The organism is Pyxidicoccus trucidator (assembly GCF_010894435.1).
Taxonomy (GTDB): domain Bacteria; phylum Myxococcota; class Myxococcia; order Myxococcales; family Myxococcaceae; genus Myxococcus; species Myxococcus trucidator.
The window spans coordinates 90424-103905 of record NZ_JAAIXZ010000001.1; the positions used below are offsets into that span (position 1 = coordinate 90424).

Consider the following 13482-nt stretch of genomic DNA (forward strand, 5'->3'; position numbering starts at 1 on the left):
CCCGCCGCGCCCGGCATGATAGCCCGGGGTGCGCGGCGGATTCACTCCAGGTGAAGACGCCTACCGCTTTCCGTAGCGCCGATGGTCCACCATCAAGCAGCGGTCCTGCACCACCTGGATGCCCGCCTTCGCCAGCTTCTCGGCCGCGGCGTCGTTGCGGATGCCGGACTGGAACCACACCGCCTTCGGCTTCTTGGCGATGATGTCGTCCACGTGCGCGTCGATGTCCTGCGGCCGGCGGAACACGTCCACCAGGTCCACCTCGCCGGGCACGTCCGCCAGCCGCCGGAACACCGGCTTGCCGAGGATGTGCGTCACGTCCGGGTAGTAGACAGGCACCGGCACCACGTCCACGCCGGCCCGGGCCAGGTAGTCCGGCACGTAGAAGGCCGGCTGCCCCGACTGCTGCTCCGTCTTGATGCCCAGCACCGCCACCCGCCGCGCGCCCTGCACCACGCGCTCCACGCCCGCTTCGTCCTCCACGAGGTTCTGTTCCCAGCTCATCGCGCCTCCTCCTGAAGTGCCTGCGCTTTCGAGGTGGTGGTGAGGGTCCACGCCTCCCCCGCCACCGTCGCCTTCACCGTCAGCTCCCGGCTCACCGGGACGAAGCGTCCCCGCGCCACCAATTGCTCGCCCTGGCACGTCACGCCCGGCGTGAGCGGGGGCCGGCCCGCCGTCGCCCACGCCTCGGTCAGCTCGTCCGGCGCGTCCGCCGGCAGCGCGTCCAGGCACCGCAGGCTGAGCACCAGCGCATCGCCGTACTGCGTGTCACGCGTGCCCTGCACCGTGCGCTCCAGCACGTACGCCACCTGCGCGTCCCCCACCGGCAGCACGTCCACCGCCCAGATGTGCTGGCCCTCCGTGAGGTTGCGCTGGAACAGGCCCGAGTAGCGCGCCTCCCACTCGCGGCGCGTCCTGAGTTCCAGCGACTCTGGCGAGAAGAAGCGCTCCAGCGCCGCCGCGTCGGTGCCCGCGGGCACCACGTGCCGCAGCGCCTCCAGCGCGGACTCGGGGGACACCAGCTTCACGAAGGTGCCGTCCGCCGCCAGCCGCACCCGCAGCGTGAAGCGCGCCAGCACGTCGTCCACCCACGTGTCCACCTCGGTGCCCGACTCCGAGCCTGACGCCGAGCCCGGCTCCGAGCCCGCCGTGGCGCCCGACTCGGAGCCCGGCTTCGAGTCCGCCGTGGCGCCTCCGTCCGCACCACCCGCCGGGCCTCCGCGCACCAGGCGCGAGCGGGGCACCACCTGCGCCAGCAGCCAGCCGCCCTCGGCGGGAGTGAAGCGCGTCTCGGTGGTCAGCTCCGCCTCCTCGCGCACGGGCACGCCCGCGCGCTCCACCACGCGGATGGCGCGCACGGACTCGGTGAGGACCCGGTCCACCGGAGGCTGGAAGTCGAGCCGCACCGGCGGCGGCCGCGCGGCCGTGGGGACCATCGGCGGCGGCGCCCTTCGACAGGCGGCGGTCAGGGACAGCATGAGACAGCTCAGCAGGAGGCCTGGACGCATGCGCCCGCGCACGCTGGCAGAAAGCGCCAGCGCCCGCGAGCGCTTCCTCATCCAAGGGCCCGGTACTTCACGGGTGCCGCGTGTGGCCGTCGGGCGCGTTCTCCACCAGGTCGCGTCCGATGTTGCGCCGGTCCCGGGCCACCCCATCGTCGTCCTTGAGCCAGGGCGCTCCGAACCGCCGCGCCGCCTCGGCCAGGTCGCGCATCACATGCTCGCGCGAGGCGTACTCCGACTGGGGCAGCGACTTGAGGACGTTGATGATGTCGACGGGCGCGCCGTTGTCCTCCGCCGCCCGGACGATCTGCTCTCGCTCCGCGGGGTAGTCCACCGAGTCGAGGTGCGCAGGGATGGAGAGCCCGGGGTCCTCCGCGAGTCCGTATGCCATCGTGACTCTGCCTTTCTGCCCGGACGTCAAGGCCCGGGCGCAGTGCTTGGGTAGGAACAAAATGGGGATGCCCCGTGCCCGGGACCACCCGGCACCGACACGTCCCCGCCCCTGCCCGGCCAGGGGGCCAGCCGCCTTTGCCCCTTCCCGAGGTAGAGTGCTGCCCGCAGCCCCTGTTCCCGTCGGAGCCCCACACCCATGCCCGCCGCGCCGCTATTGCTTGTCTGGCTCACGCTCGCCAGCACGCCCGCCGTCCCGCCAGCCGCCCCCACTGCCACGCCCTCGCCCGCCGGGGACGTCTACTCGCTGGACGACGCCGCCTTCGTCGCCCAGGCCCAGCGGGACCTCGCCCAGTTGGAGCGCTACGCCACGGGCCTGCGGGGCCTGCAGGAGTCGGTGAAGAAGTCGCGCGGCGTGTACCTCCAGAAGCAGAGCGAGCCGTACACGCCGGACCAGAAGCAGCTGCTGCTCACCACCTGGGCGGCGTTCTTCGACTACTTCGTGTCCACGGAGGTCATCCGCCAGCGCTACTGGGACTTCGTGAAGGTGCCGGCCCTCACCCAGCCGAAGAAGCACGCCTGGGGCTTCCTCCTCACCCACGGCGCGCTCACCACGGAGCTGGCCCACGGCCTCACCTACGCGGAGCTCACCGGCGGCCGCAAGCAGCTGGAGGTGATGCTGGACGAGGCCACGCCCGAGTACGGCCTGCCCCCGCGCGCCTTCGCCCGCTTCAAGGAGAAGGTCATCCACGTGGCCACCACCACCCAGCTGATTACCGGTGACGGCTACAAGGAGCAGCTGCGCCCCCTGCTGTCGCGCGCCGGCGCGCTGGACGCCCCTCGCGTGCCCTGGGTGATGCAGGAGATGAAGGAGAACAGCAAGGTGGCCAAGGGGCTGCTGGTGAAGCGCGGCGCCACGCTCTTCGCCAAGGCTGCGGCGGACCTCACCTCGGACTCCGCGCAGCGCGCCTTCTTCCCCGTGCAGCGCGCCGTGGCCGAGTGGATGGGCGACACGCGCGTGCACCGCATCGGCCAGCCGCTCATCGCCCGTGAGCAGGTGCTGGCGGTGCTCAAGCGCATGGAGCCCGGCGACATCATGGTGGCCCGGCAGAACTGGTACCTCTCCAACATCGGCCTGCCGGGCTTCTGGCCGCACGCGGAGCTCTTCGTCGGCACGCCGGAGGAGCTCTCCGCCTACTTCGACGCGGACCCGGAGGTGAAGGCCTGGGCCGCCACCCTGCCCGGCAAGCCCGAGTCCTTCACCCAGCACCTGGCGCGCGCCTTCCCCGCGAAGTGGGCCGAGTACGCCGGCAAGGACGCCCACGGGGACCCCCTCCGCATCATCGAATCCATCAGCGAGGGCGTGTCCTTCACCGGCCCGGAGCACGGCATGCGCGTGGACTACCTGGGCGTCATGCGCCCGCGGCTGTCGAAGCTGCAGAAGGCCCGCGCCGTGCTGCGCGCCTTCACCTTCCAGGGCCGCCCCTATGACTTCAACTTCGACTTCTTCTCCGACCAGACGCTCGTGTGCACGGAGCTGGTGTGGAAGGCCTACGCGCCGTCCACGGAGATGAAGGGCCTGAGCGTCCCCCTGGTGAACGTGGCCGGCCGCCGCACCCTCCCCGCCAACGAATTGGTGCGCCTCTTCGACGCCGAGTACGGCCGGGAGGACCGGCAGCTGGACTTCGTGGCCTTCCTGGACGGCCGGGAGGCCGAGGGCGACGCAAAGGAGGCGGACGCGTCCGCCTTCCGTTACAGCTACCGCCGGGCGAAGTGGGACATCGCCCAGGAGTAGGCACCGACATGACGGAGCAGGTGGCCCTGGAGATGCTGGAGCTTTCCTCCCAGCTCTTCGACCGGATGATTTCTCAACAACAGGCCAAGGTGCTGCGGCTGGCCCGCGAGGCCGTGCCCAACATGAGCCCCGAGGAGCTGCGCAACCCCCACGACTTCCCGGAACTCAAGGAACACCCTACATTTGAGTTCGAGGATGGAATCCTGTCCGGGCTGATTTCGGCCCAGGTGGCGTTGCGTGCTGAAATCAAGGGACGGCTCCCGCTTGCTCCGCCTGCAATCTGACGGTCGGCTGCCTGCCTTTGCCGTCCGGCCCGCCGTGGGTTACTGGTTCCGGCCGTGAGCATCCCCTCTGGATTCAGCCCGCCCCTGGCGCGGGAGCGGTTGGTGTCGGCCCTGGCCGCCGAACCGCCCCGGCTGGACCTGGCCGCGCTCGCCATCGCCACGCTGGACCACCCCATGCTGGACGCGCCCGGCTGCCTGCACATGCTGGACGTGCTGGCGTGCCGGGTGCAGGTGGAGACGGAGCGGCTCAAGGAGAAGGGCGAGGCCCTGGCGCCCCTGCGCGCGCTGCGCCACGTGCTGGCGGACATCGAGGGCTTTCGCGGCAACGAGGACGACTACCACTCCCCCGAGAACAGCTTCCTGGACCAGGTGCTGGAGCGGAAGGTGGGCCTGCCGATAACGCTGTCGGTCGTCTACCTGGAGGTGGCGCGGCGGGCGGGAATCTCCCTGTACGGCGTGCCCTTTCCCGGGCACTTCCTCGTCGCGCACGACGCGGGGGACCACAAGCTGGTCATGGACCCGTTCCACCATGGGGACATCCTCACCGAGCATGGCTGTGAGGAGCTGCTCAAGCGCGTGGCGCCGCAGCTCAAGTTCGACCGGGCCATGCTGGCACCGGCGCCGGTGGAGCTGATTACGTACCGCATGCTGTCCAACCTGCGGCGCGTGTACCTGGGCCGCGAGGACTGCGAGCGCGGGCTGGCGGTGGTGGACCTGCTGCTGCTGCTGGCGCCGGACCACCCGGGTGAGCTGCGCACGCGCGCGGCGCTGCTGGCCAACCTGGGGGCCTACCGCGCGGCGCTGAAGGACGTGGAGCGGTGCCTGGAGCTGTCTCCCGAGGCGCCGGACCGCGACAGGCTGGAGCTGACGGCCCGCGAGCTGCGTGAGCGCGCCTCGCTGCTCAACTGACGAAAGCGACACCGGGCCCGCTCTTTTCCGCGCCCAGGAGGGGAAGCCACGTGTCCCAGACGGTGAAGCCCTGGCTGCGCCTGCGCCGAGGGCTGGAGCACGACTACCGCGTCCTCAAGGTGCGCGAGGACCGGTGGGCCGACCCGCGCACGGGCCGGGAGCAGCCTCGCGTGCTGGTGGACTGCGCGGACTGGGTGAATGTCATCGCCGTCACGCCGGACGAGCAGTTGGTGCTGGTGCGACAGTTCCGCTTCGGCACCCAGGCGGCCACGCTGGAGGTTCCCGGCGGAATGGTGGACCCGGGAGAAGACCCGGCCGCGGCGGCGGCGCGCGAGCTGGAGGAGGAGACGGGCTACGTGCCGGGCCGGGTGGTGCCGCTCGGCGCCGTGCACCCCAACCCCGCGCTCCAGCCCAACCGGTGCTTCAGCTACCTCGCGCTGGACTGCGTGAAGCGCCATGCGGGGCGGCAGGACGAGGGCGAGGACATCGTCGTCGAGCTGCACCCGCGCGCGGACGTGCCCCGGCTCATCCTGGAGGGACACATCACCCACTCGCTCGTGGTGGTGGCCTTCTTCCTGGAGCGGCTGCGCGCCGAGGGCGGCGGCGCGCGGTAGCCCGTCCCGCTCACCCGTGAACAGGGCCTGGAACGGGGCCTGTCCCCGGGCCCGGGTCCGCCGTCGCGTGATGAACAGGCCCGAGACACCGACGTCCTGGAGTCACCGTGAGTCGGGGTGGCCAGGCTGTGTCGTCAGAGTGCTTCTCTATGCTTTGGCTCCGGCGCAGGCCACCGGCCGGGCCTTACCCAGGAGACGCACCATGCAGGCGAGGGGGGAACAGGTCCGGGCCGAGCCCGCGCCAAGGCAGCGCGTCATCTTCGAGCACACGGTGGACTGGCTGCTCCAGCCGGCGGTGCGCCTGCGCCTGTCGCCCGCGGCGTACACCGCGCTGAGAGAGGCGGGGCTGGACGTGACGGAGCGGCTGCGGCCCGCGTACACCTTCGACACGTGGAAGCGGAGCCTGGCCATCATCGTCGCGGACCTCTACCCGGCCGTCTCCACGGACGAGGGGTACCGGCTGCTGGGACAGCTGCTGGCGCGCGGAGTGGAGCGCACGACGCTGGGACGCGCCATGGTGAGCATGGGCAGACTGCTGGGGCCGCTGCGCTCCATGCGGCGAATCAACGAGACGTTCCGCAGCGCGGACAACTACGTGGAGTCCCGCTTCACGGAGCGCACGCAGACGTCCTGCGAGCTGTGGATCAACGAGGTGATGGACCAGCCCGCCTACTACCAGGGCATCCTCGAGGCCTGCCTCGAGCTGGCGGGAGCCCGCGACGCGCACGTGGAGGTGCTCGCGCGCGATGGGGCCGGCGCCACCTTCGCGCTGTCCTGGCGGCTGCGGTAGCAAGCCCCCGCCAGGGCCGCCCCCGGCTGTCCGGAGAGCTTCCGGTGCACGGGGGCTTCGCGTCCCGGCCCGTGACGCTTTCAGCGGCGCGCAGGGGGCTCGCGCGTGCCTACCGTGAGGCGCCCCCGCCGCGCTTCGCTCGCTTCCCGGTGCGTACGACAGTCTCCAGGGCCACGCGCAGCCCTTCCCCTTCGCCCCTCGCCTTCGCGCGCTTCCCGCCACGGGCAGCGACGGCTGGAGCCTCACGAGAGGCCACTGCGCCACCCCCGCGCTTCGCGCCGCGCGCCAGGGCGAGCGGAACCTGACGCGGGGCTGTCGCGCTACCGCTCCGTGACTCGGGGGCCGGAGCCGGGCGTGCGCCTTCCACGACACTGCGCCGCTTTCCGCCGCGTGCCTTGCCGGCAGGAGCCTTGCGCGGGCCCGCCGCATCAGCGCTTCGTGTCCGGGCCTCCGTGGCCGAAGCGTCGCTGGCATCCCCCTCCGCGTCCCGGTGCCACGTGCCGGAGCGACCGCCCGCCTTGTGCTCCAGCTGCACGGCCTCCAGCACCATGCCCCGGTCCACGCTCTTGCACATGTCATAGACGGTGAGCGCCGCCGCGCACGCCGCGGTGAGGGCCTCCATCTCCACGCCGGTGCGGTCCACCGTCTTCACCTGCACGCGGACGGACAACCCCGCCTCCTCCGGCGTGAGCGTCACCTCCACGCCGGACAGGGCAATCGGGTGGCAGAGCGGGACGAAGTCCGGCGTGCGCTTGGCGGCCATGATGCCGGCCAGTCGCGCCGCGGCGAGCACGTCCCCCTTCTCCACCTTCCCCGCGAGGATGCGCTCACGGGTGGCGGGGAGCATGCGCAGGCGCGCGGTGGCCACCGCCACGCGGTCCGTCTTCGGCTTCTCGCCCACGTCCACCATTTTCACCGGCGCACCACCTGCGCCACCGCGCCCAGCAGGTCCTCAACGATGTCGTCCGGATCCTCCAGCCCCACGGACACGCGGATGAGGTTCTCCTGGATGCCAGCCGTCGCGCGCTCCTCCGGCGTCATGCGGCGCGCGCTGGCGCTGGCCGCGTGCATCACCAGCGTGCACACATCTCCCAGCGACGGGCCCGGCCTGCAGACCTTGAGGCCCTCCAGGAAGCGCATGCCCTCCGGCCGGCCGGCGCCCTTGATTTCGAAGGCCACCATGGGGCCGCCGCCCAGCAGCAACTCCTTCGCCACGGCGTGGTCCGGGTGCGAGGGCAGGCCCGGGTAGATGACGCGCTCGAGCAGCGGCGACTCCGCCAGCCGCCGCGCCACGTGCGCCGCGTGCTCGCCATGGGCCTTCATCCGCACCGGCAGGGTGCGCAGGCCGCGCAGTGTGAGCCACGCCTCGAAGGGGCCCAGCACGTCGCCGGCCAGGATGCGCGCGGAGCGCAGCGGAGCAATGCGCGCCTGCGAGCCGCTCACCGTGCCGCCCAGCGCGTCGCTGTGGCCGTTGAGCCACTTGCTGGTGGACTGCACCGCGTAGTCCGCGCCCAGCTCCAGCGCGCGCTGGCCCGCGGGCGACGGGAAGGTGGCGTCCACCACGAACGTCGCACCCACGTCGTGGGACACCTTCGCCAGCATGCGCAGGTCCGGCACGCGCAAGAGCGGGTTGGTGATGCTCTCAGCCAGCACCATGCGGGGCCGCAGCTCGCGGATGCGCTCGAGCGTGCGGGGGTCCGTCATCAGCAGCGCGTGCAGCTCCACGCCCAGGGTGGCGCACAGGTTCTTGTAGAGCAGGCGCGTGACGCCGTAGCCGTCGCCCGGCATCACCAGCTTGTCGCCGGGCCTGAAGCCCTGCGCCTCGAAGACGGAGCGGAGCGCGGCCATGCCGCTGGCGTACGCCACGCAGCCGTCGGCGCCCTCCAGCGCGGCCACCGCCTCCTCCAGCAGCGTCGTGTTGGGGGCGCTGATGCGGGCGTAGGCGTAGTCCTTCCCATCCAGCGCGCCGTCCAGGTCGTCACTGCTGTCGAACCAGTTCACCGCCGCCGGGTAGATGGGCGGAGACACCGGCACCGCCTTGCTGCCCGTCAGCCGGCTTCCGGCGTGCACCGCCACCGTCTTCTGCTTCGTGCTCATGGGATGGGTTGGTCCTTGCGGGAATGACAAGGCCGGCCCGGGAAGGGGCCGGCCTCGAAGTGCTCGCCGGGCGCGCGCGGCGCGCGGGGTTACTCGCCGTGCTCGATGAGCCAGCGCTCGGCGTCGATGGCCGCCATGCAGCCGGTGCCGGCGGCGGTGATGGCCTGACGGTAGTAGCTGTCCTGCACGTCGCCGCAGGCGAACACGCCCTCGATGTTGGTGCGCGTGCTGCCCGGCACCGTCTTGAGGTAACCGCCCTGGTGCGTCTCCAGGATGCCCTGGAACAGCTCCGTGTTCGGCGTGTGGCCGATGGCCACGAACAGGCCGGTGACGTTGAGCAGCTGGCTGTCGCCCGTCTTGAGGTTGCGCACCACCGCGCCCGACATGCCCTTGGGGCCGCCCACCACCTCCTCCACTGCGGAGTTCCACAGGAAGGAAATCTTGGGGTTCTGGAGTGCGCGCTCCTGCATCACCTTGGAGGCGCGCAGCGTGTCGCGACGGTGGACGACGGTGACGTGCTTGACGATCTTCGCCAGGTACGTGGCCTCCTCCATCGCCGTGTCGCCGCCGCCAACCACAATGACGTCCTGGTTCTTGAAGAAGGCGCCGTCACAGGTGGCGCACGCGGACACGCCCCGATTCTTGTAGGCGTCCTCACCCTTCACGTCGAGCCACTTGGCCGTGGCGCCCGTGGAGATGATGACCGTCTCCGAACGGTAGCTCACGCTCTCTCCCTGGAGGAGGAAGGGGCGCTGGGAGAAGTCGACCTTCACGACGTTCTCCATGTGGATGACGGTGCCGAAGCGCTCCGCCTGCTTCTGGAACCGGTCCATCAGCTCCGGGCCGGTGATGGCCTCCGGGAAGCCGGGATAGTTCTCCACGTCCGTGGTCACCATCAGCTGTCCACCGGGGACGCGCTGCGGGTGGTCCAGCGTGGGGCCACCGGCGAACACGACGGGCTGCAGGTTGGCACGCGCGGCGTAGATGGCCGCGGTGTAGCCCGCCGGCCCCGAGCCGATAATGGTCACCTTGTTGATCTTCTCCTCCGCCACCTGGTCCTCCCTGTCCTGTTGGAGCCTCGAAGGTACCAGAGGCCCTCGGGCGCGTGATACGAAGCTGGCCTCATGGATGCCGGTGTCCTCAAGAAGGTTGCGCTGTTCGAGGGTTTGACCCAGGGCCAGCTCGCCAAGGTGGCTCAAATCGGCCACTCCCGGGACTACCCGGCGGGCGCCTTCCTCTTCCGCGAGGGAGAGGCCGGCCAGGAGATGTTCGTAATCGAGAAGGGCAAGGTCCGCATCTCCAAGACAGTGCCCGGCATCGGCGAGGAGGCCCTCGCCATCCTGGAGACGGGGCAGTATTTCGGAGAGATGGCGGTAATCGAGGACTCGCCCCGCTCGGCGGACGCCATCGCCCATATCAGCTGCACGGTGTGGGTCATCGAGCGGTCCAAGCTGGACCAGCTCATGTTCACCGACAAGGACCTGGCGTACGTGCTGCTGTGGACGTTCGTCCGCACGCTGAGTGAGCGGCTCCGCGAGACGAACGACAAGATCAAGTCGTTCTTCGCCATCTCCCGCTTCTGAAGGCGGCCTCCCCTCTCACGCCCTGAGAGGTGGGGTGGTGCGTGCGTGTCCGTCCGGAAAGCGGACGGGTGCGCGCGAGTCGGGACGGGTAGGAGGGCAACTCCCCAGGTAGAGCAGGCAGGCACGCGTGTTGCTCTGTCCCCCGTCCGTGGAGGTGGGCGGGATGGAGCAGGCAGCGGAGGCGGCGTGGGCGGGCGGTGAAGCCGCGGGCGGCGGGTCGGTGAGGGCGCGTGGGACCGGAGGCGTGGAGGAGTCGCGAGAGCGGCTCTTCCGGTTGGGGGCGGAAGCCCTGACCGACCCGGAGCTGCTGTGCGTGGTGTGGGGCCCGGGGGCGCGCGTGCCCGGGCCCCTGGAGCTGGCGGGCACGCTGCTGGCGCGGGGCGGAGGACTCAAGGCGCTGGTGCAGGAGGAGCCGCTGGCGCTGAGCCTGCTGCCGGGAGTGGGGCCGGCGCGGGCCGCGCAGGTGCTGGCGGCGCTGGAATTGGGCCGCCGGGCGCAGCGCGCGGTGGAGCGGCGACCGAAGCTGCGCACCCCGAAGGAGATTCACGCGTACCTGGCGCCCAAGCTGGCGGTGCTGCGGCGCGAGGTCTTCCACGTGCTGTGCTTCAACGCGCGCAACGTGCTGGTGCATGACGCGCGCGTGGCGGAGGGCACGATGAACGCGTGCCCGGTGGACCCACGAGAGGTGTTCGCCGCGGCGCTCACGGCGCGCGCCACCGCCATCGTCCTCGCGCACAACCACCCGTCTGGCGACCCTGAGCCCAGCGTCCAGGACATGGGCCTGACGCGGCACCTCATCGCCGCGGCGCAGCTCCTGAACATCAAGGTGCTGGACCACGTGGTGGTGGGGGACGGCGGCTACGTGTCGATGATGGAGCGGGGACTGCTGCCCGACGGAGAGCGGGAAGCGAGGCGCGGATGGTCCGCGAATGGAGGCGGCTGATGATGGTGGGCGCGGTGGGGCCGTGGGGCGCGGTGCAGGTGGAGCTGCTGGAGGACTCGCGGGCACAGGTGGTGCGGCTGGACACCGGGCAGGCATGCACGGTGGAGCGCGCCACGCTGCCGGAGGGAGTGCGCGAGGGGGACGTGGTGGTTGACGGCCGGCTGGAGCCGGAGCGGACGGCGCAACGGGTGCAGGAGGTGGCGCGCAAGCGGGCGCTGCTGGCTGTTCCCGTCCCACCGGGGCTCGACCTGTGAGGTGGGGTGGCGCGCCAGCGACGTTTCCGTTGACGAGCCGACCAGGATGGTGAACATGCGCGCGATGCCGGTGGCCCTGCCCTACTTCGAGGAAGCCCAGCAGGGACTGGTTCGCCACTTCGCCCTGACTCAGTTCCGGCCGGGGCAGGCCCAGGTCATCTCCTCGGTGATGAGCGGGCGCAACACGGTGGTGGTGATGCCCACCGGCGCGGGCAAGAGCCTGTGCTACCAGCTGCCCGCCACGCTGCTGCCGGGGCTGACGCTGGTGGTGTCACCGCTGATTGCCCTGATGAAGGACCAGGTGGAGGGGCTCACCGCGCGCGGGATTCCGGCCACCTTCATCAACTCGTCCCTGTCGGACCTGGAGCGCGCGGAGCGGATGCGCCGGCTGCGCGCGCGCGAGTACAAGCTCCTGTACGTGGCGCCCGAGCGCTTCCGGAGCCAGAGCTTCCTGGAGACGGTGTCCGAGGTGGGCGTGGACCTGCTCGCCGTGGACGAGGCGCACTGCATCTCCCAGTGGGGCCACGACTTCCGGCCGGACTACGCGCTGCTGGGACAGGTGCGCAAGCGCCTGCGGCCGCCGCGCACGGTGGCGCTGACGGCCACGGCCACGCCCGAGGTGCGAGCGGACATCGTCCGTGTCCTGCTGATGAAGGACCCGGCGCAGTTCGCCATGGGGTTCGACCGCCCCAACCTCTTCCTCGGCAAGCAGGAGGTGGGAGGAGACTCGGACCGGCACGAGGCGTGCGCGCGGCTGGCGGCGCTGGGGGGCAGCGGCATCATCTACTGCTCCACGCGGCGTGCGGCGGAGGGCATCTTCTCCGAGCTGCACCGCCAGGGGCTGAAGGCGATGCTGTACCACGCGGGCATGGAGGACGACGCGCGCCGCCAGGCCCAGGACACGTTCATGTCCACGAAGGACGCGGTGGTGGTGGCCACCAATGCCTTCGGCATGGGCATCGACAAGCCGGACATCCGCTTCGTGGCCCACGCCAACATCCCCCGGGCGGTGGAGGCGTACTACCAGGAGATTGGCCGCGCGGGCCGCGACGGCGGGGACGCGCGGGCGGTGCTGCTCTTCAACCACGCGGACGTGTACACGCAGGAGCGCCTCATCCAGAGCAGCCACCCCTCGGAGGCGGTGTTCGCGGACGTGTGGAACGTGCTCCAGTCGGTGGAGGAGTTCGAGCGAGGCGTGTACGCGCTGGCGGGCACGGTGAATGCCAGCGAGTTCGAGGTGTCCGCGGCGCTGCGCATCCTCGAGCGTGAGGGAAGAATCGAGCGCGGTGGACGGGGCGAGGGCGAGCACGGAATCACGCTGACGGAGAAGGCCCTGGCCGCGCACCCGCATGCGGCGGACGCGCAGCGGCTCTTGAAGTCCCTGCTGGAGACGTTCCCCGTGGGGCGGCAGGCCACCACGGAGCTGCCGATTCTTGCCCGGCGCACGGGGCTGTCGGTGGACGAGGTGCGGCACGCGCTGGGCCTGCTGGAGAAGTCCGGCGCGGCGCGGGTACGGCGGCCATTCTCCGGGCGCTCCATCCGCGCGCTGGAGCGGGTGCCCTTCCGCGAGCTGGGCATGGACCTGAGCCGCGTGCGCGAGCAGGAGCGGCAGAACCTCGCGCTGCTGCGGCGGATGACGGAGTACGCGTACACGGACCGGGACCAGAAGTGCCGGCGCTCGGCGATTCTCCGGTACTTCGGCCAGCAGGACGCGGGGGATGCGTGTGGCAACTGCGACGTGTGCGCGCCGGAGAAGATGCCGCAGCTGCTCGCCGCCCCCCCGGCCGCGTCCCGGCCGCGCGGGGCCTCCTCGTCGGCGGCTCCGCCGGTGATGAACTACAGCGAGCTGGCCTCCACGGAGCTGCGCCGCTGGCGCAAGGATTTGTCGAAGGACTTGGGGGTGGCGCCCTTCATCATCTTCAACGACGCCACGCTGCTGGGGCTGTCGGCGGCGCTGCCCATCGACCGGGAGGCGTTCCTCTCGGTGAAGGGCACCGGGGAGAGCCGCTGGGAGCGCTTCGGGCCCAAGGTGGTGGAAATCTGCCTCATGGCACGCGCGGCGGGCCATGAGCCGCAGGCGGTGCCCGCGACTCCGCCCCGGGTGAGGAAGGCCCGCGTCCCGCGCCTGGGCTGAGCCGGGGCCTCGCGGACGCACCATCCGCGAGGGACTTCAGCGTCCTACAGCCGGCGGCCGCCGCCCGCGCGGCGCCACGCCCGGCGCGCCACGAACAACCGCACCCCGCCCATGAGGGTGCCCACCACCAACGCGAGCATGAAGATGACCGCCACGGTGGTGATGCCGAAGACGACGCGCACGCCGA

Annotated in this window: 14 protein-coding genes and 1 pseudogene; 9 read left to right on the plus strand and 6 right to left on the minus strand. The window is 71.3% G+C overall.

Translation table 11 applies throughout. The annotated features are described in order from the left end of the window. Nucleotides 1–60: 60 nt before the first annotated feature. The 3 genes from G4D85_RS00420 to G4D85_RS00430 all read right to left on the minus strand — a co-directional run bounded on the left by G4D85_RS00420 (nt 61) and on the right by G4D85_RS00430 (nt 1893). Nucleotides 61–504, minus strand: a complete 444-nt coding sequence (locus G4D85_RS00420) for a CoA-binding protein (RefSeq protein WP_164006813.1) — start codon at nt 502–504, stop codon at nt 61–63. Further along, nucleotides 501–1508: a hypothetical protein gene (locus G4D85_RS00425; RefSeq protein ID WP_164006815.1), complete on the minus strand. Its 1008-nt coding sequence runs from the start codon at nt 1506–1508 to the stop codon at nt 501–503. The genes G4D85_RS00420 and G4D85_RS00425 overlap by 4 nt, the downstream gene beginning before the upstream one ends. Before the next feature lie 67 nt (nt 1509–1575). Further along, entirely contained in the window at nt 1576–1893 is a 318-nt protein-coding gene (locus G4D85_RS00430) for a DUF2795 domain-containing protein (protein WP_164006817.1), read from the minus strand. A gap of 198 nt (nt 1894–2091) precedes the next feature. On the opposite strand from G4D85_RS00430, the gene G4D85_RS00435 reads away from it, so the two are divergent. From G4D85_RS00435 to G4D85_RS00455, 5 genes are all read left to right on the plus strand, one after another. Beyond that, the gene (locus G4D85_RS00435; protein ID WP_164006819.1) at nt 2092–3687 is read left to right on the plus strand and encodes a YiiX/YebB-like N1pC/P60 family cysteine hydrolase; all 1596 of its coding nucleotides are present in this window, start codon (nt 2092–2094) and stop codon (nt 3685–3687) included. A gap of 8 nt (nt 3688–3695) precedes the next feature. After that, nucleotides 3696–3971 (plus strand): hypothetical protein, encoded by a 276-nt coding sequence (locus G4D85_RS00440; RefSeq protein ID WP_164006822.1) that lies wholly within the window; start codon nt 3696–3698, stop codon nt 3969–3971. A gap of 84 nt (nt 3972–4055) precedes the next feature. Next, entirely contained in the window at nt 4056–4880 is an 825-nt protein-coding gene (locus G4D85_RS00445; protein WP_164008982.1) for a SirB1 family protein, read from the plus strand. A 50-nt stretch (nt 4881–4930) separates the two neighbouring features. Then, the gene (locus G4D85_RS00450; protein ID WP_164006824.1) at nt 4931–5494 is read left to right on the plus strand and encodes an NUDIX hydrolase; all 564 of its coding nucleotides are present in this window, start codon (nt 4931–4933) and stop codon (nt 5492–5494) included. A 202-nt stretch (nt 5495–5696) separates the two neighbouring features. Further along, nucleotides 5697–6284 (plus strand): DUF2378 family protein, encoded by a 588-nt coding sequence (locus tag G4D85_RS00455; protein WP_164006826.1) that lies wholly within the window; start codon nt 5697–5699, stop codon nt 6282–6284. A 436-nt stretch (nt 6285–6720) separates the two neighbouring features. Here G4D85_RS00455 and moaC read toward each other — a convergent pair. The 3 genes and pseudogenes from moaC to trxB all read right to left on the minus strand — a co-directional run. After that, nucleotides 6721–7200, minus strand: a pseudogene (gene moaC, locus G4D85_RS00460) (cyclic pyranopterin monophosphate synthase MoaC); the annotation flags it as partial. After that, the gene (locus G4D85_RS00465) at nt 7197–8381 is read right to left on the minus strand and encodes a trans-sulfuration enzyme family protein (RefSeq protein ID WP_164006828.1); all 1185 of its coding nucleotides are present in this window, start codon (nt 8379–8381) and stop codon (nt 7197–7199) included. The pseudogene moaC and the gene G4D85_RS00465, both read right to left, overlap by 4 nt. 89 nt (nt 8382–8470) lie before the next feature. Next, the gene (gene trxB / locus G4D85_RS00470; RefSeq protein WP_164006830.1) at nt 8471–9433 is read right to left on the minus strand and encodes a thioredoxin-disulfide reductase; all 963 of its coding nucleotides are present in this window, start codon (nt 9431–9433) and stop codon (nt 8471–8473) included. Between the two features lie 72 nt (nt 9434–9505). On the opposite strand from trxB, the gene G4D85_RS00475 reads away from it, so the two are divergent. The 4 genes from G4D85_RS00475 to G4D85_RS00490 all read left to right on the plus strand — a co-directional run bounded on the left by G4D85_RS00475 (nt 9506) and on the right by G4D85_RS00490 (nt 13295). Further along, nucleotides 9506–9964: a Crp/Fnr family transcriptional regulator gene (locus G4D85_RS00475; RefSeq protein ID WP_164006832.1), complete on the plus strand. Its 459-nt coding sequence runs from the start codon at nt 9506–9508 to the stop codon at nt 9962–9964. A 163-nt stretch (nt 9965–10127) separates the two neighbouring features. After that, complete coding sequence (gene radC, locus G4D85_RS00480) at nt 10128–10907, plus strand: RadC family protein (RefSeq protein WP_164006834.1); 780 nt, start codon at nt 10128–10130, stop codon at nt 10905–10907. Nucleotides 10908–10909: 2 nt separating this feature from the next. Continuing rightward, the gene (locus G4D85_RS00485) at nt 10910–11161 is read left to right on the plus strand and encodes a DUF3006 domain-containing protein (RefSeq protein WP_164008984.1); all 252 of its coding nucleotides are present in this window, start codon (nt 10910–10912) and stop codon (nt 11159–11161) included. Nucleotides 11162–11207: 46 nt separating this feature from the next. Beyond that, nucleotides 11208–13295, plus strand: coding sequence for a RecQ family ATP-dependent DNA helicase (locus G4D85_RS00490; RefSeq protein ID WP_164006836.1), 2088 nt, complete (start codon nt 11208–11210; stop codon nt 13293–13295). Nucleotides 13296–13482: the final 187 nt, after the last annotated feature.